The following is a 22,370-nucleotide window of genomic DNA, read 5'->3' on the forward strand; positions in this document are numbered from 1 at the left end:
TGAGTATGTCGATGTGGCCCTGAAGGTGACGGTCCGAGACGTCGCTGGATTCAGCTTCGCTGTTCGTGCCTGACCTGACCGTTCATGACGGTCATCAGCACCTTTGTGTTGTGGATGTCGTGCGGGGCGACTTCGAACAGGTTTCTTTCAAGCACGATCAGATCGGCGAGCTTGCCGGCCTCGATCGAACCGACCTTCTGGTCGAGCCCGAGCTGATAGGCCGAGCCCATGGTGGCGGCGCGGATCGCCTCTTCGAGGCTGATCCGCTCGTCGAGCGGCACCAAAGCCGGCTGATCCGGCTTGTTCAACTCCCGCCGCGTGGTCGCGATCTCGATCGCATCCAGCGGCTTGTAGGTGCTGTAATAGCCGGCGGCCGGCCAATCGGTGCCGAGCGAGATGTTGGCGCCGTGACGCAGGATCGAGCCGGTGCGAAACGCCTGCTCGGCGCGCGCGCCGACGCGCGGCCGCATCACGCCCTGCCAAGAGGCATCCGCCACCGACCATTGGGCGGAGAACTGCGCGGTGACGCCGAGCTTGGCGAAGCGCGGCAGATCGTCAGGTGAAACAAATACGAGATGCGCCAGCGTGTGCCGGCGATCGCGCGGCGGATTGACCTTGATCGCGGCTTCGAACGCGTCCAGCGACAGGCGGTTGGCGCGATCACCGTAGGAATGGATGTGAATATTGAGGCCCGCCCTGTCGGCGCGTCGGATGATGTCCTTGAACTGCTCCGGCGGGACCAGCGTCTCGCCGCTCGTGCTCGGATCGTCGCTATAGGGGGCCAGCAATGCGGCGGTCCGTTGGGCTTCGCCGCCGTCGATGTTGAGCTTGAGAACGGGCGCCTGCACCAGTTCGGAATTGAAGCGTCGACGCAGGGCCTTCGCGATCGGCACGGGGTCGATCGCCGAATTGTTGTGGTAGGTCGATCCGACCACACGGAACGGCAGTTTTCCTTTGCGCTCCATGTCCTGATAGAGTTCGTAGCCTGTCTCCTCGGGCAGAACGAGCAGTCCGGCATCGAACACGCTGGTGATGCCGGCCGCCGACGCCTTCGGTAGCCACTGTGCGAGCGAGTCCGCAATATAGCCGGTCGTGAACGGCGAGACCGCGTTAAGGACCGGAAACATCGCCGGTGGCTCGACCAGATAGCCGGTCGGCTCTCCCGAGGCCGGGTCCCGCTCGAAGTAGCTGTAGCTGGGCAACGGATCCTTGGTCGCCTTGGTCACCTTGGCAATCGCCAGCGTCTTGGAATTGACCCAGGCGGAATGGCCATCGATCCCGACGAGAAAGACGGGCGTGTCCGGCCAGATCTGATCGAGATCCTCCTTGCGCGGGCCGGTCGGCGGAAAGGCGTTATAGCGCCAGCCGAAGCCGCGGACGATGGCGGCCTGGCCCAGCTTGGCGCGATAGGCCTTCAGGGCGTCGAGCATCTCCTCCCTTGTGTCGTATTGAAGATCGACGCCCCGAGTCACGACAGCGCCCGCTATCGGATGGATGTGTCCTTCCACGAAGCCGGGCAGCAGCATCCTGCCGGCGAGATCGACGACGCGGGTCTTCGGGCCGATGAAGGACCGGACGCCCGCGTCATCGCCGACATAGACGATGTGCTTTTGCTTGACGGCGACCGCGCGGGCCCATTCCCGGCCGCCGTTCACGGTGTAGACCGGGCCGTTGCGAAACACGATGTCGGCCTTGCCGCCGCCGGTTCGCGCCTCGGCGTTCGTCGGAGCGGACACCGAGGCAACGCCGGCTGCGGCGAACGCCGCGCCTGCCTGCAGGAGCCTGCGTCGTGACGGCTCGGCCTCGTTGACGGAGCCAAAATCAAGCTGGAGCAAACCACGGAATCTTGCCCAGTTGCATGCGATGCACATGCATTCATCCTTACACGCTCTGCGGGAAACGCATTCTTCTTGATTCCGCGGATCATATGAACTCGGGGGAACTACGTAGCCCTTCGCGTGCGAAGCGTTCGCATGAGCCGTGCGTGTTCGAGACGATTAGATTCGAATGACTGTCATTTCGGGAGGAAGTACGCGACGTCCGAAGCGGAATGGCCAATTCAAAGCAAGCAGGGGCCGCATCACCTTGTCATGGACGCCGGCCTGCGCCAGTTTGCGAGTGGGTTGCGAACTCATCCGATGTGCAGAGTTCAGCTCATGGCAACGAAATCGATGTAACCTGCAAGCGTGCGATTCGTGTGGCTCTGCGAGCAAGACCCCTGATCTGGCTGCTTCCGTGTAGCAACTGGCGGTCTCGCTTCGCTCGGCAATGTGTTCTCATGATCTTGCTTGCTGGCCGTGATGCTCCAGCTGAGGGGTGACGGCAGACCGACGGAGTGAAGAATGTTCACACTGGCACATGCAGGGACTTGGCTCGTCGTCGGCTTGATTGGTGGCGGCCTTGCCGGAATCCTGGTGAAGCGCCGCCGAGCCGGTTTCGGGCTCCTCACCAACATCGGATTGGGATGCGTCGGCGCCCTCATCGGTGGTGTCTTGTTCAACCTGTTCGGGTTGTTTCCAGGCATGGGCAGCATCGTCATTTCGCTGCGCGATGTCGTCGCGGCGTTCGTCGGCTCGCTGGTCCTGCTGGCGGCAATCTGGTTGTGGGGCGCAGCCCGCGAACGGAGTCCGCGCTGACCGCAGGCGGTGGTCAGCCCGGGTGACGCGCGGTCTCCGCGCGCCAGTCGCGCGGGCGCATGCCGAAGCGCTGCTTGAAGCGGCGCGTGAAGTGCGACAGATCCGAAAAGCCCCAGTCGAAGGCGATGCGGCCGATGTCCCGGCCGCATCGGGCGGGATCGCGCAGATCGCGCGCTGCGCCATCGAGCCGGCGCTCCATCACCAGGTCGGAGAAGCTGGTCCCGGCGCGGGCCAGCAGCTTGTGCACATAGCGCTCGCTGATCCCGACGACAGATGCGATGGTCGCCACCGTCAGGCCGGGCTCGCGCACCCGCTCGTGAATGGCGCGGCGTAGCGCCAAGGTCGTCGCATCGGCAAATGAGGTGGTCGCATGCGTCTCGCGGCGGCCGCGGCGCGCCAGGCTCAGCGCCACCAGATCGAGCAGCACGCCGAACAGCGCCGACGCATCGTCGGGCGCGAGCCGCAGCGCATTGGCGTTGAGGGAGCGCGCCGTCTCCACGATCAGTGCGCCGACGCATGGATCGTCGGACAGCCGCGTCGGCGCGATGTCCGGCTCCGCCGGCAGGCGGCTGCACAGCGCATCGGCGGGGACGCGGAACGAGATCACGCCGAGCGACGGCCCGCGATCGTGCTGCAGCACGAAGGTGCGATCGCTGTCGAAGATGCCGACCTGACCGGCGGACAGGCTGACATCGCATTCGTCCTGCAGGATGGTGCAGCGGCCGGCGAGCTTGAGGTTGAGATAGAAGCAGCGCTGGGTGGAAGCGGCGATGTCCGTGCGCGAGCGACGTACGATGTGCTCGGGAAAGCTGACGCGGTTGATGGCGCCGCTCCCGAGGCTGATGCTTTGCACCTCCGCAGCGAATCCGATGCCGCGCGCCGGCTCCGGCGTCAAGTTCATGAAGGCCTGGCAGATCGCCTCGCGGTAATACGAGAACTGCTCCTCCGGCCGCACCGCCGCCGTATTCCAGCTCCGCTGCCGTTCCGGCTCGGCGCCCATCGGTTCACTCCGAGACCAATCGGGTTCAGTTGCAGCCAAGCGCCGCGGGCGCGGTCCGGCCCATAGTCCTTGCACCGCCTTCCATCGTGCAAAGGAACGTGATCATGTCAACCTACGTCCTGGTCCATGGCGCCTGGCATACCGGCGCCGAGCTCGAGCCGGTCGCCGCGCATATTCGCTCCGCCGGCCACACCGTCCATCTGCCGACCATCCGCGGCAACCGCCCCGGCGACGCAAAGACCACTGGACTCGACGAGGCGATCGCCTCGATCTGCGACTACTTCACCGAGCATGACATCACCGACGCCGTGCTGATGGGGCATTCGTATGGCGGCATGGTCATCACCGGCGTCGCCGACCGCATCGCTCAGCGCATCCGCCGCCTGGTCTACTGGAATGCGTTCGTGCCCAACGACGGCGAGTGCCTCAACGACATGGTGCCACCGCACTATGTTGCGCTGTTCGACGCCGTCGCTGCGGAGCGCGGCGACGGTTCGGTGGTGCTGCCGTTCCCGGTCTGGCGCGAGGCCTTCATCAACGACGCCGATCTCGCCACCGCGACGCGCGCCTATGAGATGCTCAATCCGCATCCCAACAAGACCTTCACCGACAAGATCAAGCTGCGCGCCAATCCCGCCGAGATGGCAATCGCGAAATCCTACATCAACTGCACCGAGGACACGGCGCTGCCGCACAGCCTGCCATGGCATCCGCGGCTGTCCGGCAAGCTCGGCCTGTTCCGGCTGGTCCAGGTGCCCGGCAGCCATGAGCTGTGCTTCTCCGATCCCGGCCGGCTCGCGCAGGCGATCATGGATGCGGGACGCGATTGACGGCGCGTGTCGCCACGCTCCCGGTGTGGCGCCGGTCGGTCATCATTTCAGGTTGTGATCGGCGTCACATTCGCCGGGAGCGCGATCGGCCAGACTGATCTCCGATGAATGCAGCCCGGCGGGGCCTCCATCCTCGCCGCACCATCGGAGAACGCGTCATGGCCCAGCTCCATCTGACGTCCCCTCGGGGTCTTGCATCCAAGACATCAGCCGCGAAAGCGCCCGCGCGGCCGGCCGCGACCAGGGCCGGCTGGCTCGCGATGGCCGCCGGCGCGATCACGACCGTGTTCGCCGCGATCGGCGCGGCGAACAGCGTCCTTCCCGCGGCGTCGAACGTCGGCGCGGCCGTGCTCGAAGCGCTGAACGTGCCGGCCTGCCTGTCCTATTCCGATCGCTATGACGGCACGCAGAGCAGCTTCCGCAAGGAAGGCCAGCTCTGGCGCGAATATCCGCGCGGCTCGGAGACGTATAGTTACGAGTTCAAGGAGATCCGCCGCACGCGTCAGGAGATCATGCTGTGGAACGTGACGCCGCGTCCGAACGTGCCGGATGCCGCGAGCCTCGTCGTGCATCTGCCGGTGTGCGGCGGCATGGCGGTGCTGACCGAGGGCCTGCCCGAGCGCGCGACCAATCTGCAGCAGACCTGGCCCGACCGCGGCTGAGGCTCCGACGCGGACAGGCGAGTTCGGATTATTTCAGCACGATCCAGGCCGGCGCGTGGTCGCTGGCGCCGTCCTCGCCGCGGATGGCGCTGTCGACGCCGGCCTTGGCAAGGCGCGGCGCGAGCTGCGGGCTCAGCAGCAGGTGGTCGAGCCGCAGGCCGGCATCGCGCGGCCAGCGGTTGCGCTTGTAGTCCCAGAACGTGAACATCGGCGCGTCCGGATGCAGCATGCGGATCGCGTCGCACCAGCCTTGATCGACCAGCGCCTTGAAGGCGGCGCGGCTCTTCGGCTGGATCAGCGCGTCCTTGTCCCAGGATCGCGTCGGATAGATGTCGAGCGTAGCAGGCGCCACATTGTAGTCGCCGGCGAGCACGGCCGGCAGGTCGTCCTTGATGAAATCAGCCGCGTGCTTCTGCAGGCGTTTGAACCAGGCGAGCTTATAGTCGAATTTCGGCCCCGGCTGCGGATTGCCGTTCGGCAAATAGAGGCAGCCGACGACGAGGCCGCGCACCGCGGCCTCGATGTAGCGCGCCTCCTGGTCTCTGGGATTGCCGGGCAGGGCGGTGCGGGTCAGCACCGGCTCGGCTTTGCGCGCAAGGATCGCGACGCCGTTCCAGGTCTTCTGTCCCTGCCACACCGCGCCATAGCCGGCCTTGGCGATCGCATCGACGGGGAAATCGGCCTGGGTGCATTTCAGCTCCTGCAGGCAGACGATGTCGGGCCTGGCCGCGCGCAGCCAGCGCAGCAGATTGGGGAGCCGCCGCCGGACATTGTTGATGTTGAAGGTCGCGATCTTCATGATGCCCGTCGCCGTGGGATGGTCCGGATGACCAAGCTCGCAATCGGCTTTTTGTTCAAGCGGCAGCGTCGATGCAGCCAAGGCTGCTACGAAAGCCCGGCCTATCAGGCAACCCGCGTGCTTCTCGGCGGCGCGAGTCGAGAGGCGCACGCACCTACTTCGGTCGCGACGCCACCAGCGCGCGGATCTTGTCGGCATCGTCCGGCGTCGCGGGATTGTAGATCACCATGGTGAGGTCGGGCCGGCCATCGACGGCGAAGCCCGAAAATTCCATCGAGAGCGATCCGGCGACGGGATGCTGCAGGGTCTTCACGCCGTCACCGTGCCGCCCTTGCACATCGTTATCGCGCCACATCGCCGCGAATTCCGGGCTCGTCGCGCAGAGCTCGTCGACCAGCGATTGGACATTGCGGGCCGCGCCGGCGCGGGCCACGTCGGCGCGGAAGGACGCGACCACATAGCGCGCCACGGCCTGCCAGTTGGGCTGTGCGGCGCGGACGCGGCTGTCGTGGAACATCATGCGCAGAACATTGCGCTGGCCCTCCGGCAGGGTGCTGTAGTCGGTGAGGACGGCCGCAGCCGCCCTGTTCCAGGCGAGGATGTCCCATGTCGCCGTGCGAACGAAGGCGGGACTGTATTCCAGCGTGTCGAGCACGCGTTGGAGACGGGGTGAGATGCCGTCGATCGCGTGATAGCGGGCTTCGGGTGGCCGGCCGAGACCGAGCAGGAACAGATGCTCGCGCTCGGCGTCGGTCAGCATCATGGCGCGCGCGATGCGGTCCAGCACGTCGGCGGAGGGCGCGCCGCCGCGCCCTTGCTCGAGCCAGGTGTACCAGGTGGCGCTCACATTGGCGCGCTGCGCCACCTCTTCGCGCCGAAGCCCCGGCGTTCGCCGCCGCTGCAGCGGCAGGCCGAAGGCGGTCGGATCGAGCTTGGCGCGGCGATCCCTGAGATAGGTCCCGAGAGGGTTGGCGTCCGTCATCCTGTTAGCGATTATACCCGTATAAAGTCACGACTTTACCCGCATGAGCAGCCTAGCAATATCCCGGCGGTCTGAACAGGGAGTGTGTCTCATGCGCGTATTCGTCACCGGCGCCGCCGGATTCATCGGCTCCGAAACCACCAGGGAGCTGATCGCCGGCGGGCATCAGGTCATCGGCCTCGCGCGCTCCGCGGAGAACGTCCGCACGCTCGAGCAACTGGGCGCGCAGGTTCATCGCGGCTCGCTGCAGGACATCGAGAGCCTGAAGCGCGGCGCGAGGGAGGCCGACGGCGTGATCCATCTCGCCTTCATCCACGACTTCGCGAAATTCGCGGAGAACGGCGCCATCGACAAGGCCGCCATCGAAGCCATGGGCGAGGTGCTGGTGGGCACGAACAAGCCGTTCATCGTCACCTCCGGAACGGGGCTCGTTGCGGCCAATGTGGTGGTCACCGAAGACATGCGGCGCGAGTCGTCAGCGCATGTCCCGCGCGTGTCCGAGCAGGCCGGCCTGGCCTACGCATCGCGTGGCGTGCGCGCGATGGTGATCCGCCTGCCGCAGGTGCACGGCGCGCCGGGCAAGGCCGGCCTGATCTCCTATCTGGTCGAGCTCGCGCGGCAGAAGGGCCGCGCCGCCTATGTCGGCGAAGGCACCGAGCGCTGGGCGGCGGCGCATCGATCGGATGTCGCCCGCCTCTACCGGCTCGCCCTGGAGAAGGGCATTGCAGACGCGATCTACCACGCCGTCGGCGAGGAGGGCGTCCCCATGCGCGAGGTCATCGAGGTGATCGGCCGCGCGCTGAACGTGCCGGTCGTGTCGATCAGCAAGGAGGAGGCGGGCGACTACTACGGTCCACTGGCGATGTTCGCAGGGCTGGACATGCCGGCCTCCAGCGTCCTGACACAGCAGCGCCTGGGCTGGAGACCGGACGGGATCGGTTTGATCGCCGACATTGGCCAGCCGGACTACTTCAAGGCGTGAGCGCCGGCCGCGACCGACCCGCAGCGCCCATCTTGATCGAATGATGGCGCTCTTGCGCGACCAGCCCCGCAGCCCGGATGAGCGCGGCGACATCCGGGTTTTCCGATACGGCACGTGAGACCCCCGGATATCGCTGCGCTCATCCGGGCTACAGCAGCGGGCGCTGTCGCAGCCGTGTGCCGATATCCATCAGCCCGTCATTGCGAGCGCAGCGAAGCAATCCAGGGTGGCATGTGGGATTCTGGATTGCGTCGCTTCGCCGCTGCGCTCGTAATGACGATGTGGCGCGCGCTCGGGCGCCTGAGGCGGAGGCGCTTCCTCTCACCAAAGTATGGCCCCTAGCTACATGTGCTCATTGTGCAGATTCTCGTTGTCATCCAGCCGACTTTTTAATGATTAAGATCATAGCCTCGCCCCTGGTCCGCCGAGCGGAGACCATGCGTGGAGGTTGGGTGTGAATGACGATGTGCCTTGGTACGTAAGTCTGATCATAGCCTGGTTGCCACTGATCATGTTCGTCTTGGCCGTTGCATGGAGCACCCGTCGGATTCAGACGTCTCTGACGGCCGGCGATGGTCGCTCGCTGGCGCAGATCGTCGGTGATCTGGCGGATGAGATGAAGCGGGCGAATGACAGAAGATTGTAGCCGGTCGCGCGACTCATCTGAACGAGCCGGGCGGTCTCGTAGATATTTGCAGGGAAGAAGCTGGGTATGACTAATGATGTTCCATGGTATGTAAGCCTGATTGTCTCCTGGCTTCCCTTCATCATATTCGTTGCCGCAATTCTCTGGAGTTCGCGGCAGCTGCGGAAGTCGCTCACTGCGAGTGATGGCCGCTCCCTGGCGCAGGTTGTCGACGATCTGGCGCGAGAGATGAAGCGCGCCAACGACATCCGTCATGACCAGGCACCCTAGCCAGCGTAGCTTGGCCCTAACGGGCGCGCCGAAACGCGGAATTCATCAACGATCTCAACGCGACTCACCCTGTCCAGTCCTTCCGCGAAAAATATTGTACTTCCGTTTATCAGAAAAACATGCTTCACTCCCTCCGTCCCGCCTCGGCACGAGGGGCGTATCGCGATCGTCATGACACGCGGGGTGGGATGTGGTGGGCGCTTGGGGTCGCAGCATGGCTTGAGGCCGTGCGGACGAACGGCACGAGGCGCACGTCGAAGACGTATGGTCCTGGCATCTCGACGCTGATGCTACGCTGGCGGTGATGATCCGCCGGTCACGGGGGCAAGACAGCCGATCCCCGGGGAGAGTACGCATAAGGCGTAAAGCCATCGCGCGGGGAATGCCGGTTGACCGGCTGAACCTGTGGTGACTGCCGCCTGCTTTTTTTCTGCAGGCGGGCCATGGGTGAGGCCTTCACCCGGCATTCCCTGCGCCCTCGTCTTTCGAAGAGGGTGAAAAAGAGATGCAAGCCTCGGGCGTTGTATGCCGCGAGAACGATGGCTCATGTCAGTTCACCGTCATTGCGAGCGCAGCGACTTGTCCGCCGTAGCTCGAAGAGCGAAGGCGGAAGCAATTCAGGGTGGTGTGCGGGACTCTGGATTGCTGCGCTCGCAATGACGATGTGGAAGCAGCTGTATGCACGTCAGACAGAGAGCGTTGCTGCGCGCGATCAGCTTTCCGCTGCCGCCGCGCCGCCCTTGTAGATGCGATGATAGCGCCGGCCGAGATTGGTCAGGACCTCATAGCCGATGGTGCCGAAATGATGCGCGAGCTCGTCGACGGTGATGCCCTCGCCGAGCAGCGTGGCGAAGTGGCCGCGGCGGGCGGCCTTCGGCGGCAGGTCGGTGACATCCACCGCGATCAGGTCCATCGAGATGCGCCCTGCGATTGGGCAGCGTTGGCCGGCAATGATGACGTCGGCGCCGCGGGTGCCGTCGTTGGAGCTCGCCGCGCGGAAATAGCCGTCGGCATAGCCGGCGGAGAGGATCGCGATCTTTGTCGGGCGGCGCGCCGTCCAGGTGCCGCCATAGCCGACCGTGTCGCCGCGCGCGAGGTCACGCAGTTGCACGATGCGCGCCTTGATCTCGGCGACCGGCTGCATGGGATTGTCGGCCTCCGGCGTCGGATTGACGCCGTAAAGCGCGGCACCGGGCCGGACCATGTCGAACTGGAAAGCGGCGCCGAGGAAGATGCCGGAGGAGGCGGCAAGCGCGGCGGGCACGCCGGCGAACACGCTGACGACCTCGCGGAACGTCGCGAGCTGGCGTGCATTCGACGGGCTGTTGATCTGCTCGGCGGAGGCCAGATGGCTCATCACCAGCGTGATGCCATGGTCGCCGGTCTGGATGCGCGGGATCATGCCATGCGCGTCGATCGGGCTGAGGCCGAGCCGGTTCATGCCGGTGTCGACATGGATGGCCGCGCCGCCCTTCCAGCCGGTGCGACGGCAGAACATGTCCCATTCGGCGAGCTCGTTGAGGTCGCCGATGACAGGACGGCAGTTGATCGCCGCGTAGTCGTCGCCGGTGTTCTGGAAGAAGCCGTCGAGCACGTAGAGCGCGGCGCTGTCCGGCAAAGCGGCGCGGGCGACTTTTGCCTCCGCGAGCGTCGCGACGAAGAAGGTCTTGCAGCCGGCCGCGGCGAGCGTGCGCGCCACCTGGGGAATGCCGCAGCCATAGGCGTCGGCCTTGATCACCCCGGCGCATTCGGCCGGCACTGCGGTCTTTTCCAGCTTGCGCCAATTGGCGGCGAGCGCGTCGAGATCGATGGTCAGCACGCCGGTGGCGCTGGCCGGGACAGCCTCGTCGACCGCCGAGACAGGTTGCTCGGCGGGTTTCTGTTCGGGAACACTCATGTGGCGCTTTTACGCGCCGCGGCGTCACGGTTCAACCGCGTCAGGTCAATAGTCGTGGTGCTGCGGCGGCAGGCCGTCATGGGCGAGGTCGCCGAAGCGGGTGACCGAGGCGTCGAAGTGCAGCTCGACCGTGCCGGTCGGACCGTGGCGCTGCTTGCCGATGATCACTTCGGCCTTGCCGAGCGCCAGATCCATTTCCATCTGCCACTTCTGGTGCTCCTCGGTGCCGGGACGCGGCTCCTTGGCGGCCAGATAGTACTCGCCGCGATACACGAACAGCACCACGTCGGCGTCCTGCTCGATCGAGCCGGATTCACGCAGGTCCGACAGTTGCGGCCGCTTGTCCTCGCGGTTTTCGACCTGGCGCGACAGCTGCGACAGCGCGATGATGGGAACGCTGAGCTCCTTGGCCAGCGCCTTCAGGCTGGTGGTGATCTCGGTGATTTCCTGGACGCGGTTGTCGTTGCCGCGCTTGCCCGAGCCCGACAGCAGCTGGATGTAGTCGATCACCAGCAGGTCGAGGCCCTTCTGGCGCTTCAGCCGGCGGGCGCGCGCCATCACCTGCGCGATCGAGATGCCGCCGGTCTCGTCGACATAGAACGGCAGCGACTGCAGCTCGATCGAGCATTCGCGCAGCTTCTCGAAATCGGCCTCGGTGATGCCGCCACGGCGGATGTGGCTGGAGGGAATGCCGGAGCGCTCGGCGATGATACGGGTGGCGAGCTGCTCGCCGCTCATTTCGCAGGAGAAGAACCCGACCACGCCGCCCTGGGCGGCGCGATAGGTGCCGTCCGGCTGCAATTCGGGAACATAGGCCTGGGCGACGTTGTAAGCGATGTTGGTGGCGAGCGAGGTCTTGCCCATGCCGGGACGGCCGGCGAGGATGATCAAGTCCGAATGCTGCAGGCCGCCCATCTTGGCGTCGAGATCGCGCAGGCCCGTGGAGATGCCGGACAGCTTGCCGTCGCGCTGAAAGGCCTTGGCGGCCATGTCGAGCGCGGTCGTCAGCGCCTGGGAGAATTTCTGGAACCCGCCGTCGTAGCGTCCGGACTCCGCGAGCTCGTACAGCCGGCGCTCGGCGTCCTCGATCTGGTTGCGCGGCGCGAAGTCCACCGGCGCGTCATAGGCGACGTTGACCATGTCCTCGCCGATGCCGATCAGGTCGCGGCGCAACGACAGGTCGTAGATGGTGCGGCCATAGTCCTGGGCGTTGATGATCGTGGTCGCTTCGGCCGCGAGCCGTGCCAGATACTGCCCGACGGTCATGCCGCCGATGTCGACGTCGGCCGGCAGGAACGTCTTCAAGGTCACGGGCGTCGCGACCTTGCCCATCCGGATCAGGCTGGACGCGGTCTCGAACACGGTCTGGTGCAGCGGCTCGAAGAAATGCTTCGGCTCGAGGAAGTCCGACACGCGATAGAACGCGTCGTTGTTGACCAGGATCGCGCCGAGCAGACCCTGTTCCGCCTCGATGTTGTGAGGAGCGCTGCGATAGGCCGGCGTTGCTGCGTCAGCCGACGCCAGCTTGTGAACGTTCGAATCGGTAAGTGCCATGACCGCGTGTTTAGCAGCTTTGAAGGGGAGGGGATAAAGCGCCAGTCGCGCGCGAAGCGGAAGCGAAAGCTGAGCGCAATTCACCGTCTGGTAAATCTGGTGGATGAATCCGGACTCGCCAGATGCCGCGCTTGACGGAACCGACAGGACTCAACGCCGCGCGAGCGCGAGCGACACGCCGGTGCAATCAACCGGCGCGATCGTTCGACACGTCGGCGAGGCGGGAACGAGAGCCGGTACGGCAGGGCGTGCCAGGGCCGCGCGTGGATCCGCGCCCGGCGTCAGACCAGCAGCAGATAGAGGAGGGCGATCAGGGATGCTCCCACGCCCGCGGCGATCAGCGCGTAGTCGGTGCTGAAGTCGGTCTGGGGTTCCAACATGGCTCTGGCGGGGCTCGGGGACATGCGAGGACACTACGGCCGGGCTTCCCCAGGGTCTGTGAGCCAGTTCACAGACCGCACGATTTGTTTGAAAATTTGAGTCGGATGGGCATGATCTCGCGGTTGGGATGCAAGGCGTCCATCGAGCATCTCAGAATTGAAGTCGAGACCGGCGCGGCGCAGCCGAGGGAATGCGGCCGTCCGTCTCTGCAGGACCATTGCACTGGCGCCGCCCTCCGTTGTCGTCGCGGGCCGCGCGCGCTACTCACCCGCCATCTGCAGCGCCGGGCGGCTGCCGCGCTCGCGCGCCCGCAGCCGCGTCTCCTCACGGTGGACGTAGTCGCGCGTCATCGGCACGACGCCCTGGCGCTTCGTCAGCTGGATCTGGACATTCATCAGGTTCTGCTTGCGGAACCCCATTTCCGCGGCCGCCAGGTAGAACTCCCACATCCGCGCGAAGCGCTCGTCATAGAGCTGCACGGCCTCGTCGCGCCGGGCCATGAAGCGTTCGCGCCACGCCTTCAGGGTCTCCGCGTAGTGCAGGCGCAGGATCTCGATATCGCAGACGAGGAGCCCGGCGCGCTCGATCGCCGGCAGAACCTCCGAGAGGGCTGGGACGTAGCCGCCGGGGAAGATGTATTTGGCGATCCAGGGATTGGTCGCATCAGGGCCCACGGAGCGTGCGATCGAATGCAGCAGCATGACGCCGTCGTCCGCGAGCAGCTCGGCGCTGCGGCGAAAGAAGGAGTCGTAGAAGGCGACCCCGACATGCTCGAACATGCCGACCGAGACGATGCGGTCGAAGGTGCCGGGCACGTCGCGATAATCCTGCAGCAGGAAGCGGGCGGAGGCGGAGAGGTGCCGTTCGGCCGCGCGGGCCTCGGCAACCTGCAACTGCTCGGCCGACAAGGTCACGCCGGTCACGTCGGCATCACACATCTCGGCCAGGTAGAGTCCAAGCCCGCCCCAGCCGCAGCCGATGTCGAGGACGCGATGGCGGCGGCCGATCAGCAGTTTGGCCGCGAGATGACGTTTCTTGGCGAGCTGGGCATCGTCCAGCGTCGCGTCCGGCGTCTCGAAATAGGCGCAGGAATATTGCCGGTCGGCATCGAGGAACAGCGAATACAGCCGCCCATCGAGATCGTAATGATGGGCGACGTTGCGGCGCGCGCGTGCCCGGATATTGAGCTGGCGCAGGTGCCGGATCAGATAGCGCAGCCACCATTGCGGCCTGGCCCAGTCGGGCACCACGGCCGGCTGGCTCATCACGATCGACAGCAGGTCCGCGATCGTTCCTCGTTCGACCACGAACGAGCCGTCCGTATAGACCTCGCCGAGCGCGAGCTCGGGGTTGGCCAGAATCCGGCGCTCGGCTTCACGAGTCAGAAATCGTGCCGCCACGGGGACGCCGGTTCCATCCCCGCAGCTGAACGACGTGCCGCTGGCGGTCGTAAAGCTGATCGAGCCACGGCGAATGAAGCTACTCAACAGACTTCGCAGCAAACGGTCCATCCACACCACCCAACGAGCTATTCCCGTGAGTTGCTGACTTTCCAGGCCGTCGCACTCGACGCGTTGAGAACCGATTGGTTCCCTATCATCACGTTGTTATGTTACCCGGCGGGCACAAGCCGACGCCACTGCCATGAACACAACGCCGATATTCCGAGCCGTCATTGATCGATGGACATCTCGGCGCAGGAACATCTGTGCGCTTTCATTCGCTCCGCAATCCGTTAAAAAGGCCGCGGCCGCCGGTCTTTTGGCCGGTGTCCGGCATCTGACCGCCGGACGAGGTCTGAAGGGATCGCCGTCGAGGGCGTGGAGCGACCGCAATGTCCGCTGTCACGTTCGGCTGATAGCGAGAGGAAACACGGCAGCGGATGTCGCGCGGGGCGGCGCCGTGTGGGCGAAACCATAGCTGGAGAATGAGAATGGTGGGCCGAGCGCTCAATTTGGCGACGGTGGTGGCGGTGTTCTGCATGGGCTTCGCGGGGGCCGCCGTTGCGCAGGAAAATCTCGATGCGGGCAAGAGTCCTGCGCAGATCTACAACGGGACCTGCGTGGTCTGCCACAAGTCGCCGCGCGGCCTGGCCAAGAACACCTCGGCCAGCTCGCTGCCCGGATTTCTGCGCCAGCATTACACGACGAGCCCCGAGATGGCCGGCGTGCTCGCCAACTACCTGATTGCGAACGGCGCTGCGGATGCGCGATCAACGGGCCACTCCGGCAAGGAGACGCGGTCCGAGCGCCGCGCCCGGTCGGCCGCCACCGAGCCGCCCGAGGCGAAACCGGCCGCCGCGGATGCTGCTGCCAGCCCAGGCGAGCCGCGCCGCCGTTCGGGTCATCACTCCAAGCGCTCCGCGCCGGCCGAGGCGAAGCCCGACGCGGCAACTGATCCAGCCGCTGCGCCGGCCGACGGCGAGGGCAGCGCGCCCGCGAAGAAGGGCCGGCTCGGCAAGCGCAAGAAGCCGGCCCAGGAGGGCTCGGCTGCGGAGGAGACGCGCGGCGAGCCGACCGGTGCGACCCGGCCGTCGGCGTCGCGCGAGGACAGCGCTGCCGGCTCCGAGCCGCCGCGGGTCGAGCCGGCAAGATCGAGCGAGGCCGCGCCGGCGCTGCGCGCCGATCCGGTCCCGCCGGTGACGCCGGCGCCGGCCACGACCCAGTCGGTGCCGTCGGATCCCTCGGTTCCGTCCTCGCCCTCGCGGTGAGACGACAATGAAAAAGCCCGGCTCGGTGAGCCGGGCTTTTCCGCAAATGGGCTGGCGCGCTTACTGCTGCGCAGGCTCGCCGGCAGCGCCCTCGTCCTGGGCCTCCGGATCGAAGAACTCGCCGGCGGCCGCGATCGCTTCGGCGGCGGCGTCGCGGTCTTCCTGGCGGGTCGAGATGTCCTCGCCGCGCTTGATGCGCTCGGCCTCGTCGGCGCTGCGGGCGACCGTCACGGTCACCGAGGTCTCGACCTCCGGGTGGATCGCGATGGTGATCGTCTGCTTGCCGATCGTCTTGATCGGGGCGTCGAGCCAGACCTGCGGCCGGCTGACGGTGATGCCGTCGGCGGCGAGGGCGGTGACGATGTCGCGCACCGAGACCGAGCCGAACAGCTGGCCGGATTCGGAGGCCTGGCGGATGATGACGATGTCGCGGCCGTCGATCTTCTCGGCGACCTTGGCCGCCTCGCCCTTGGCCTTGATGTTGTTGGCTTCGAGCTCGGCCTTCATGCCCTCATACTTGGCCTTGTTCTCGGCGGTGGCCCGCAGCGCCTTCTTGCGCTTCAGCAGGAAGTTGCGGGCGAACCCGTCCTTGACCTTCACGATCTCGCCCATCTGGCCGAGCTTGGCGACACGTTCCAGCAGAATGACTTCCATCGATGTTCTCCTTGTGATGTTCGGAAGCGGTTGGTGTGAGGTTGAACTTTTACGGCACCGGCAAAGGCGGCGGCTGCCGCGGGCCGTAACGGTGACGGAGGTCGAAGGCGGCGTCGGCGAGGCCGAGGACGATCATCGCCAGCATGGGGATCGGCCAGATGAACGTCAGCATCAGCGCGTAGGCGAGGCCGAGCCAAAGCGGCCGGGTGCGCAGCGGCAGGGTCAGCGTATGCAGGACCGCGAATCCGGTGAGCGCATAGGCGGTCAGCAGCGCTGCGGCGGCGATTCGCGCCAGCATGCCGATCAGCCCGCCCGGGAAGCAGAATGCGATGATCGCAAACAGCGCCGGCAGCGTCATCAGCGGCAGCTTGGTGTCGCGCAGGCGCGGCCATGGGCGCATCAGCCGGCCGGAGATCGCCGTGATCTTTGCGGCCGCCAGGACGTTGAGCGACAGGATCGTGGTCATGATCACCGCGGCCATCGGCGGCGCCATGAAGACCAGGATCTCGACCAGCCGGGGAATGTCGACCGCATCGGTCGACGTGACGGTATTGCTGAGCACGCGCGATAGCAGCCGCCTGAGACCTTGATTGGTGGCCGTCATGTCGGTGCCGAAGGAGAACGCGGCAATCAGCGCTGCGATCACCGCGATCCACAGCAGGATGTTGCCGGGCGGATACCATTCGATGCCATCCTGGCCGGACGGGCTGGTCGTCGGACGGCCGAGCAGGACGAGGTGGCCGAGCCACCAGGCCGGCAGCGTCACGGAGACGGCAAAGGCGAGAGCGCGATCGAAGCCGAAGATGGCCAGCACGCAAGCGGTTGCTATGAGACCGCCGATGACGGCACAAAGCCGGCCCCAGGCGATTGCGGCGACGAGCAGCGGCACGGGCGCGAGCAGCGCAAGCACGAGCGCCGTCATCACGCCCGATCCGGTCGAGGCGAACATGACCGCGGAGGCAGCGCCTGCCGCGAGCGCGATGAGAAGCGTTCCGATCATCAGCTGTCCCGCTCCCTTCGAGCGGTTAGAGGCGCCTTCGCCCCAACCATCGGCGACCGGACGACCCGGAAGCCTTATGAGAATTCAACGGAAGGAGCCGGCGGCGCGGGGCCGCCGGTCCGAGGTCCGCAATCAGCGGATGACGTAAGGCAGCAGGCCGAGGAAGCGGGCGCGCTTGATGGCGCGCGCGAGTTCGCGCTGCTTCTTGGCGGACACGGCCGTGATGCGGCTCGGCACGATCTTGCCGCGCTCGGAGACGTAGCGCATCAGCAGCTTGGAGTCCTTGTAGTCGATCTTCGGCGCGTTCGGCCCGGAGAACGGGCAGGTCTTGCGGCGGCGGAAGAACGGGCGACGTGCGGGGGCTTCAGCCATTGATCTTACTCCTCGTCCGCAGTTTCTTCGTCACGGGGCCGGCGCGGGCCGCGATCGCCACGGTCACCGCGATCGCCACGGAAGCCGCCGCCATCGCGCTCACCACGGAAGCCACCGCCGCGGTCGTCGCGCTCACGGTCGCGATCGGCCTTGCGCATCATCGCCGACGGGCCTTCCTCGAGCTCGTCGACGCGGACGCTGAGGTAGCGGATCACGTCTTCGCTGATCCGCTCCTGGCGCTCGATCTCGGCGATCGCCGCGGACGGCGCGTCGATGTTGAGCAGCACGAAGTGGGCCTTGCGGTTCTTGTTCATGCGGTAGGTGAGGGAGCGAACGCCCCAATTCTCGGACTTCGTGACCTTACCGCCGAGACCTTCGACGATACCGGTCATCTGAGCCGTCAGTTCTTCCACCTGCTGGGTGCTCGCGTCCTGACGCGCGAGGAATACATGCTCGTAAAGCGGCATGGCTGTCCTTTCCAAGTTGGCGCAAATCCCGGCGTCAAGCCCTTCGAGACCTTGTGGAAAGGACTCGCAGACGTCAGCTCAGAAGGCGGGAACACGGGACGACGGGCCGACTGGCCCTGCCACATCAAAGTCACCAGGACAGCTTGGAGAGGTTAAATCCCCAAGGTTGAGCAAGGTGAGTTTGCTGGGACCGTCCGTTCAGCTCCCGGCTCGGGATCCACGGATGGCGCGCCTTATACCGATTTTCGGGGCCAAGGCAAGGGAAAGTGGTCGAATTGCGCCCGTCACGTGCTTGACATCACAGGGCCGGCCAGTGTCTTTCCGGCCAAAGTTACTCAATTCCAGGGATTTTGGAACGTTCAGGGGGCGGCCATGACGGCAGCATTCACTTTTCCGGGGCAGGGGTCCCAGGCCGTCGGCATGGGCAAGGCGCTCGCCGACTCCTTCCCGGTGGCTCGTTCGGTGTTCGAGGAGGTCGATGCCGCCCTCGGTGAGAAGCTGACGACCATCATTTGGGAAGGTCCGGCCGAGACCCTGCAGCTGACCGAAAATGCCCAACCCGCTCTGATGGCGGTCTCGATGGCAACCTTGCGGGTGCTGGAAACCGAGGCCGGATTCTCGGTCGGACGCGACGCCGCCTTTGTCGCAGGTCACTCATTGGGCGAATACTCGGCGCTGGCCGCCGCCGGCAGCCTGACGATTGCGGATACTGCCCGCCTGCTGCGCACCCGTGGGCTTGCCATGCAGAAGGCCGTTCCGGTGGGCGTCGGCGCCATGGCCGCGCTGCTCGGGATGGATTATGAGGCGGCTGTAGCGGTCGCCGAAGAGGCGGCCCAGGGCGAGGTCTGCCAGGCCGCCAACGACAATGGCGGCGGCCAGGTGGTGGTGTCCGGCAACAAGGCCGCCGTCGATCGCGCCGTCGAGATCGCCCGCGCCAAGGGCGCGAAGCGCGCCATGCTGCTGCCGGTCTCCGCGCCGTTCCACTGCAAGCTGATGCAGCCGGCGGCGGACGTCATGGCGGAGGCGCTGTCCAAGGTCACGATCAAGGCTCCGGCCTCGCCCCTGGTCTCGAACGTACTCGCGGCGCCGATCAGCGATCCCAACGAGATTCGCCGTCGCCTGGTCGAGCAGGTCACGGGTACGGTGCGCTGGCGCGAATCGATCGCATATATGGCGGGCCAGGGCGTGACACGGTTCTTCGAGATCGGCGCCGGCAAGGTGCTCAGCGGCCTGGTCAAGCGGATCGCGGATGGTGCGGTCGGCGTCGCCGTCGGCGGCCCGTCGGATATCGTGGCCGCGAAGGATGCGCTGGCCGCGGCGAAAACGTCGTAAGTGGCCGCTTGGAAGCGGCATTGAGGAGAGTTGGATGTTCGATCTGAGTGGCAGGACCGCGCTGGTGACCGGCGCGACCGGCGGCATCGGCAACGCGATCGCGAAGGCCTTGCATGCCCAGGGGGCGACCGTTGCCGTTTCCGGCACCCGGCGCGAGGTGCTTGAGACCCTCGCCGGCGAGCTGGGCAGCCGTGTGCATGTGCTGCCTTGCAACCTGTCCGACGTGGCCGAGGTCGAGGCGCTGGTGCCGGCCGCCGAGCAGGCGATGGGGCAGGTCGACATTCTCGTCGCCAACGCCGGCATCACCCGCGACAACCTGTTCGTGCAGCTCCGCGACGAGGATTGGGACGAGGTGATCAAGGTCAACCTGACCGCGACATTCCGTCTCTCGCGTGCCGCCACCAAGCTGATGATGCGCAAGCGCTTCGGCCGCATCATCGCGATCACCTCGATCGTCGGCGTCACCGGCAATCCGGGGCAGGGCAATTACACGGCGTCCAAGGCCGGCATCATCGGCATGATCAAGACGCTCGGCGCCGAATATGCCAAACGCGGCGTGACCGCCAACTGCATCGCACCCGGCTTCATCAAGACACCGATGACCGACGCTCTGAACGAGAAGCAGCGCGAGTCGATCCTCGCCAAGGTGCCGGCGGCGCGGTTGGGCACGCCGGAGGACATTGCTGCAGCTGCGGTGTACCTCGCCTCCAACGAGGCGGCGTATGTCACGGGGCAGACCATCCACGTCAATGGCGGCATGGCCATGATCTAGGCTCTGCCGTGGCTCGGAATGCGGCGAAAAGACGTCGCGACCACTATACCGGGCCGTGTGGTCAATGATTCGCGTGTATGGTAACCGGGCAGCTGATCGGGGCACGAAGAACGCCATTGCAGGATTTCCAAACCCTGTATATTGGCGGGGCGAGCTGCCATCGTTCGCCGGGCCTCCGTCGGCTGGTGCTGCTGATCCGGGTTCCTGTTTGAGCGCTCTGGATCGGAGGCGTACCGGCCTCATGGAGAGTGTGGATTGGAGTTTGTGAGTGGCCCCGTTTCCGAAGTTTTCGGACCGCAAGTCGTCCGCCAAATTTCGGTAAAGGGGCGCTGCGGGGCAAATCTGGTTTTGCGCGATCGCGAAGGAAGTTTAGCGGCCGGGGTGATGCGGATCATCCGGGGGTCGGGTCTTAAAGGAACAAGCACGAGGTTTGAACGATGAGTGAGATTGGCGAGCGGGTTAAGAAGATCGTGGTCGAACACCTTGGTGTCGAGCCCGAGAAAGTGGTCGACAACGCGAGCTTCATTGACGACCTCGGTGCTGACAGCCTCGATACGGTCGAGCTCGTCATGGCCTTCGAGGAAGAGTTCGGGTGCGAGATTCCGGACGACGCCGCGGAGACGATCCTGACCGTCGGCGACGCCACCAAGTTCCTCGAGAAGAACGCCAAGAGCTGACGCTCCGGCGAGAGTTGCGCGAAACCGGCCGATCCGTCTTGTGCGGTCGACCGGTTTCTTGCTGTTGGCGGCGTCGTGATGAGCCGTCATCTGGCGGTCGGCGATGGACGATTCGGACGCGCTGCCCGGCCAGAACGTGTTACTCGAACAATTGACCCGAGGTGCGGCGACGGCCGTCAGCCGATGCACAAGCGCTCAAGGTCGGGTCTGGAGAAACGAACATGAGGCGGGTTGTCGTCACTGGCCTTGGCATGGTTTCGCCGCTTGGCTGTGGTGTGGAAACGACCTGGCAGCGCATCCTTCAGGGCAAGAGCGGTGCGCGCTTGATCGAGTCGTTCGAGGTCTCCGATCTTCCCGCCAAGGTGGCCTGTCAGGTGCCGCGCGGCGATGGCTCCGACGGCACCTTCAATGCCGACCAGTGGATGGAGCCGAAGGACCAGCGCAAGGTCGACGATTTCATCATTTTCGCGATGGCTGCGGCGCGTCAGGCGCTCGATGACGCCAACTGGCATCCTGCGACGGAAGAGGACCGCTGTGCCACCGGCACGCTGATCGGGTCCGGCATCGGGGGCCTCTCGGGCATTGCCGACACTGCGATCCTCCTGAAGGAGCGCGGTCCGCGCAAAGTGTCGCCCTTCTTCATTCCTGGACGTCTGATCAATCTCGCCTCGGGCTATGTCTCGATCGAGCACGGGCTCAAGGGTCCCAATCATTCGGTCGTCACTGCGTGCTCGACCGGCGCGCATGCGATCGGCGACGCCAGCCGCCTGATCGCGCTCGGCGATGCCGATGTCATGGTCGCCGGCGGCACCGAATCGCCGATTTGCCGAATTGGCATGGCCGGGTTCTGCGCGGCGCGCGCGCTGTCGACCGGATTCAACGAGACGCCCGAGCGCGCGTCGCGCCCTTACGATAAGGACCGCGACGGCTTCGTGATGGGCGAGGGCGCCGGCGTGGTCGTGCTCGAGGAGTATGAGCACGCCAAAGCACGTGGCGCGCGGATCTACGCCGAGGTCTCCGGCTACGGACTCTCCGGAGATGCCTATCACATCACCTCGCCATCTCCGGACGGCGACGGCGGTTTTCGCAGCATGAGTGCGGCGCTGAAGCGCGCCGGTATCACGGCCGCCGACCTCGACTACATCAACGCGCACGGCACCTCGACTCAAGTCGGCGACGAGATCGAACTCGGCGCGGTCGAGCGCCTGCTTGGCAATGCCGCTTCGAAGATCTCGATGTCGTCGACCAAATCGTCGATCGGACATCTGCTCGGCGCGGCCGGCGCCGTCGAAGCCATCTTCAGCATTCTCGCGATTCGGGATAACATCGCCCCGCCGACGATCAATCTGGAGAACCCGTCGGTGGAAACCGCGATCGATCTCGTGCCGCATGCACCTCGCAAACGCGAGATCAACGTGGCACTGTCGAACTCGTTTGGTTTCGGCGGCACCAACGCGTCGGTGGTTTTACGGCGCGTGGTGACCTAGTGCGGAAGGACGGATGCCGCGCGGGCCGATTGTCGCTTGGTCACGCGGATATCCGACTGCAGCCACACTAGAACCCAAGACTTCGCGTGTCTTTCGCAGGTCGGCCTTCGGCGCCGATGCGGTAAGTGGATGCGCATGGCGGTGAGGCCCGGCGAAAACACCTTTTCGCCGTATTCGATGACGAGATGACGAATCGTTAAATGGGCGTGGACTTCAGGTCGCTTGCGTTGGGGAGCGCACGGCCACGACGAGAGCGACAG

General features: G+C 65.6%; 21 protein-coding genes. 9 read left to right on the top strand and 12 right to left on the bottom strand.

Annotated elements, in window-relative coordinates; genetic code table 11:
• Nucleotides 1–50 precede the first annotated feature (50 nt).
• Nucleotides 51–1,835: an amidohydrolase gene (locus QW863_RS00690; RefSeq protein ID WP_315712446.1), complete on the bottom strand. Its 1,785-nt coding sequence runs from the start codon at nucleotides 1,833–1,835 to the stop codon at nucleotides 51–53.
• Nucleotides 1,836–2,342: 507 nt separating this feature from the next.
• Here QW863_RS00690 and QW863_RS00695 point away from each other — a divergent pair.
• Nucleotides 2,343–2,636 (top strand): GlsB/YeaQ/YmgE family stress response membrane protein, encoded by a 294-nt coding sequence (locus QW863_RS00695; RefSeq protein WP_315712445.1) that lies wholly within the window; start codon nucleotides 2,343–2,345, stop codon nucleotides 2,634–2,636.
• Nucleotides 2,637–2,649: 13 nt separating this feature from the next.
• On the opposite strand, the gene QW863_RS00700 is transcribed toward QW863_RS00695, so the two are convergent.
• Nucleotides 2,650–3,636 carry a helix-turn-helix domain-containing protein gene (locus tag QW863_RS00700; RefSeq protein ID WP_315712444.1) on the bottom strand — a complete coding sequence of 329 codons (987 nt, stop codon included), beginning with the start codon at nucleotides 3,634–3,636 and terminating at the stop codon, nucleotides 2,650–2,652.
• 104 nt (nucleotides 3,637–3,740) lie between these two features.
• On the opposite strand from QW863_RS00700, the gene QW863_RS00705 reads away from it, so the two are divergent.
• Both QW863_RS00705 and QW863_RS00710 read left to right on the top strand, forming a co-directional pair.
• A complete protein-coding gene (locus QW863_RS00705; protein WP_315712443.1) occupies nucleotides 3,741–4,466 on the top strand; it encodes an alpha/beta hydrolase in 726 nt (241 codons plus the stop codon).
• Nucleotides 4,467–4,624: 158 nt separating this feature from the next.
• Nucleotides 4,625–5,128 (top strand): hypothetical protein, encoded by a 504-nt coding sequence (locus QW863_RS00710; RefSeq protein ID WP_315712442.1) that lies wholly within the window; start codon nucleotides 4,625–4,627, stop codon nucleotides 5,126–5,128.
• A gap of 28 nt (nucleotides 5,129–5,156) precedes the next feature.
• Here the strand turns inward: QW863_RS00710 and xth are convergent, their stop codons facing one another.
• Both xth and QW863_RS00720 read right to left on the bottom strand, forming a co-directional pair.
• Nucleotides 5,157–5,927: an exodeoxyribonuclease III gene (gene xth, locus QW863_RS00715; RefSeq protein ID WP_315712440.1), complete on the bottom strand. Its 771-nt coding sequence runs from the start codon at nucleotides 5,925–5,927 to the stop codon at nucleotides 5,157–5,159.
• Between the two features lie 154 nt (nucleotides 5,928–6,081).
• Entirely contained in the window at nucleotides 6,082–6,909 is an 828-nt protein-coding gene (locus QW863_RS00720) for a helix-turn-helix transcriptional regulator (RefSeq protein ID WP_315712439.1), read from the bottom strand.
• Between the two features lie 91 nt (nucleotides 6,910–7,000).
• On the opposite strand from QW863_RS00720, the gene QW863_RS00725 reads away from it, so the two are divergent.
• Nucleotides 7,001–7,891 carry an SDR family oxidoreductase gene (locus QW863_RS00725; protein WP_315712437.1) on the top strand — a complete coding sequence of 297 codons (891 nt, stop codon included), beginning with the start codon at nucleotides 7,001–7,003 and terminating at the stop codon, nucleotides 7,889–7,891.
• 373 nt (nucleotides 7,892–8,264) lie between these two features.
• On the opposite strand, the gene QW863_RS00730 is transcribed toward QW863_RS00725, so the two are convergent.
• The 4 genes from QW863_RS00730 to QW863_RS00745 all read right to left on the bottom strand — a co-directional run bounded on the left by QW863_RS00730 (nucleotide 8,265) and on the right by QW863_RS00745 (nucleotide 14,150).
• Complete coding sequence (locus tag QW863_RS00730) at nucleotides 8,265–8,792, bottom strand: hypothetical protein (protein WP_315712435.1); 528 nt, start codon at nucleotides 8,790–8,792, stop codon at nucleotides 8,265–8,267.
• Nucleotides 8,793–9,519: 727 nt separating this feature from the next.
• Nucleotides 9,520–10,704 carry an alanine racemase gene (alr, locus tag QW863_RS00735; RefSeq protein WP_315712433.1) on the bottom strand — a complete coding sequence of 395 codons (1,185 nt, stop codon included), beginning with the start codon at nucleotides 10,702–10,704 and terminating at the stop codon, nucleotides 9,520–9,522.
• Between the two features lie 45 nt (nucleotides 10,705–10,749).
• On the bottom strand, nucleotides 10,750–12,258 hold the full coding sequence (locus tag QW863_RS00740; RefSeq protein WP_315712432.1) for a replicative DNA helicase: 1,509 nt from the start codon (nucleotides 12,256–12,258) through the stop codon (nucleotides 10,750–10,752).
• A 641-nt stretch (nucleotides 12,259–12,899) separates the two neighbouring features.
• On the bottom strand, nucleotides 12,900–14,150 hold the full coding sequence (locus QW863_RS00745) for a cyclopropane-fatty-acyl-phospholipid synthase family protein (RefSeq protein ID WP_315712430.1): 1,251 nt from the start codon (nucleotides 14,148–14,150) through the stop codon (nucleotides 12,900–12,902).
• A gap of 422 nt (nucleotides 14,151–14,572) precedes the next feature.
• On the opposite strand from QW863_RS00745, the gene QW863_RS00750 reads away from it, so the two are divergent.
• The gene (locus QW863_RS00750; RefSeq protein ID WP_315712428.1) at nucleotides 14,573–15,349 is read left to right on the top strand and encodes a hypothetical protein; all 777 of its coding nucleotides are present in this window, start codon (nucleotides 14,573–14,575) and stop codon (nucleotides 15,347–15,349) included.
• 60 nt (nucleotides 15,350–15,409) lie between these two features.
• Here the strand turns inward: QW863_RS00750 and rplI are convergent, their stop codons facing one another.
• From rplI to rpsF, 4 genes are all read right to left on the bottom strand, one after another.
• A complete protein-coding gene (rplI, locus tag QW863_RS00755) occupies nucleotides 15,410–16,003 on the bottom strand; it encodes a 50S ribosomal protein L9 (RefSeq protein ID WP_315712426.1) in 594 nt (197 codons plus the stop codon).
• 49 nt (nucleotides 16,004–16,052) lie between these two features.
• Nucleotides 16,053–17,003 (bottom strand): hypothetical protein, encoded by a 951-nt coding sequence (locus QW863_RS00760; protein ID WP_315712425.1) that lies wholly within the window; start codon nucleotides 17,001–17,003, stop codon nucleotides 16,053–16,055.
• Between the two features lie 132 nt (nucleotides 17,004–17,135).
• Nucleotides 17,136–17,375, bottom strand: a complete 240-nt coding sequence (gene rpsR, locus QW863_RS00765; RefSeq protein ID WP_008963441.1) for a 30S ribosomal protein S18 — start codon at nucleotides 17,373–17,375, stop codon at nucleotides 17,136–17,138.
• A gap of 5 nt (nucleotides 17,376–17,380) precedes the next feature.
• Nucleotides 17,381–17,842, bottom strand: coding sequence for a 30S ribosomal protein S6 (gene rpsF, locus QW863_RS00770; RefSeq protein ID WP_315712423.1), 462 nt, complete (start codon nucleotides 17,840–17,842; stop codon nucleotides 17,381–17,383).
• 372 nt (nucleotides 17,843–18,214) lie between these two features.
• Between rpsF and fabD the strand changes: the two genes are divergently transcribed.
• The 4 genes from fabD (at nucleotide 18,215) to fabF (ending at nucleotide 22,110) form a co-directional block, all read left to right on the top strand.
• Nucleotides 18,215–19,174 carry an ACP S-malonyltransferase gene (fabD, locus tag QW863_RS00775; protein WP_315712421.1) on the top strand — a complete coding sequence of 320 codons (960 nt, stop codon included), beginning with the start codon at nucleotides 18,215–18,217 and terminating at the stop codon, nucleotides 19,172–19,174.
• A gap of 34 nt (nucleotides 19,175–19,208) precedes the next feature.
• On the top strand, nucleotides 19,209–19,946 hold the full coding sequence (gene fabG / locus QW863_RS00780) for a 3-oxoacyl-[acyl-carrier-protein] reductase (protein ID WP_315712419.1): 738 nt from the start codon (nucleotides 19,209–19,211) through the stop codon (nucleotides 19,944–19,946).
• A gap of 437 nt (nucleotides 19,947–20,383) precedes the next feature.
• Nucleotides 20,384–20,623, top strand: a complete 240-nt coding sequence (locus QW863_RS00785) for an acyl carrier protein (protein WP_006610957.1) — start codon at nucleotides 20,384–20,386, stop codon at nucleotides 20,621–20,623.
• A gap of 221 nt (nucleotides 20,624–20,844) precedes the next feature.
• Nucleotides 20,845–22,110, top strand: a complete 1,266-nt coding sequence (gene fabF, locus QW863_RS00790) for a beta-ketoacyl-ACP synthase II (protein WP_315712404.1) — start codon at nucleotides 20,845–20,847, stop codon at nucleotides 22,108–22,110.
• Nucleotides 22,111–22,370: the final 260 nt, after the last annotated feature.

The sequence above is a fragment of the Bradyrhizobium sp. SZCCHNR1017 genome (assembly GCF_032381375.1).
Classification (GTDB): domain Bacteria; phylum Pseudomonadota; class Alphaproteobacteria; order Rhizobiales; family Xanthobacteraceae; genus Bradyrhizobium.

Excerpts from the sequence above, each read along its gene's own strand:
- fabF (WP_315712404.1), top strand. The coding sequence starts at position 20,845 with ATGAGGCGGGTTGTCGTCACTGGCCTTGGCATGGTTTCGCCGCTTGGC.
- QW863_RS00700 (WP_315712444.1), bottom strand. The coding sequence starts at position 3,636 with ATGGGCGCCGAGCCGGAACGGCAGCGGAGCTGGAATACGGCGGCGGTG.
- xth (WP_315712440.1), bottom strand. The coding sequence starts at position 5,927 with ATGAAGATCGCGACCTTCAACATCAACAATGTCCGGCGGCGGCTCCCC.
- QW863_RS00760 (WP_315712425.1), bottom strand. The coding sequence starts at position 17,003 with ATGATCGGAACGCTTCTCATCGCGCTCGCGGCAGGCGCTGCCTCCGCG.
- QW863_RS00745 (WP_315712430.1), bottom strand. The coding sequence starts at position 14,150 with ATGGACCGTTTGCTGCGAAGTCTGTTGAGTAGCTTCATTCGCCGTGGC.
- rplI (WP_315712426.1), bottom strand. The coding sequence starts at position 16,003 with ATGGAAGTCATTCTGCTGGAACGTGTCGCCAAGCTCGGCCAGATGGGC.
- QW863_RS00725 (WP_315712437.1), top strand. The coding sequence starts at position 7,001 with ATGCGCGTATTCGTCACCGGCGCCGCCGGATTCATCGGCTCCGAAACC.
- QW863_RS00740 (WP_315712432.1), bottom strand. The coding sequence starts at position 12,258 with ATGGCACTTACCGATTCGAACGTTCACAAGCTGGCGTCGGCTGACGCA.
- QW863_RS00710 (WP_315712442.1), top strand. The coding sequence starts at position 4,625 with ATGGCCCAGCTCCATCTGACGTCCCCTCGGGGTCTTGCATCCAAGACA.
- QW863_RS00695 (WP_315712445.1), top strand. The coding sequence starts at position 2,343 with ATGTTCACACTGGCACATGCAGGGACTTGGCTCGTCGTCGGCTTGATT.
- fabG (WP_315712419.1), top strand. The coding sequence starts at position 19,209 with ATGTTCGATCTGAGTGGCAGGACCGCGCTGGTGACCGGCGCGACCGGC.
- QW863_RS00785 (WP_006610957.1), top strand. The coding sequence starts at position 20,384 with ATGAGTGAGATTGGCGAGCGGGTTAAGAAGATCGTGGTCGAACACCTT.
- rpsR (WP_008963441.1), bottom strand. The coding sequence starts at position 17,375 with ATGGCTGAAGCCCCCGCACGTCGCCCGTTCTTCCGCCGCCGCAAGACC.
- QW863_RS00705 (WP_315712443.1), top strand. The coding sequence starts at position 3,741 with ATGTCAACCTACGTCCTGGTCCATGGCGCCTGGCATACCGGCGCCGAG.
- rpsF (WP_315712423.1), bottom strand. The coding sequence starts at position 17,842 with ATGCCGCTTTACGAGCATGTATTCCTCGCGCGTCAGGACGCGAGCACC.
- fabD (WP_315712421.1), top strand. The coding sequence starts at position 18,215 with ATGACGGCAGCATTCACTTTTCCGGGGCAGGGGTCCCAGGCCGTCGGC.
- QW863_RS00730 (WP_315712435.1), bottom strand. The coding sequence starts at position 8,792 with ATGACGGATGTCGTTGGCGCGCTTCATCTCTCGCGCCAGATCGTCGAC.
- alr (WP_315712433.1), bottom strand. The coding sequence starts at position 10,704 with ATGAGTGTTCCCGAACAGAAACCCGCCGAGCAACCTGTCTCGGCGGTC.
- QW863_RS00720 (WP_315712439.1), bottom strand. The coding sequence starts at position 6,909 with ATGACGGACGCCAACCCTCTCGGGACCTATCTCAGGGATCGCCGCGCC.
- QW863_RS00750 (WP_315712428.1), top strand. The coding sequence starts at position 14,573 with ATGGTGGGCCGAGCGCTCAATTTGGCGACGGTGGTGGCGGTGTTCTGC.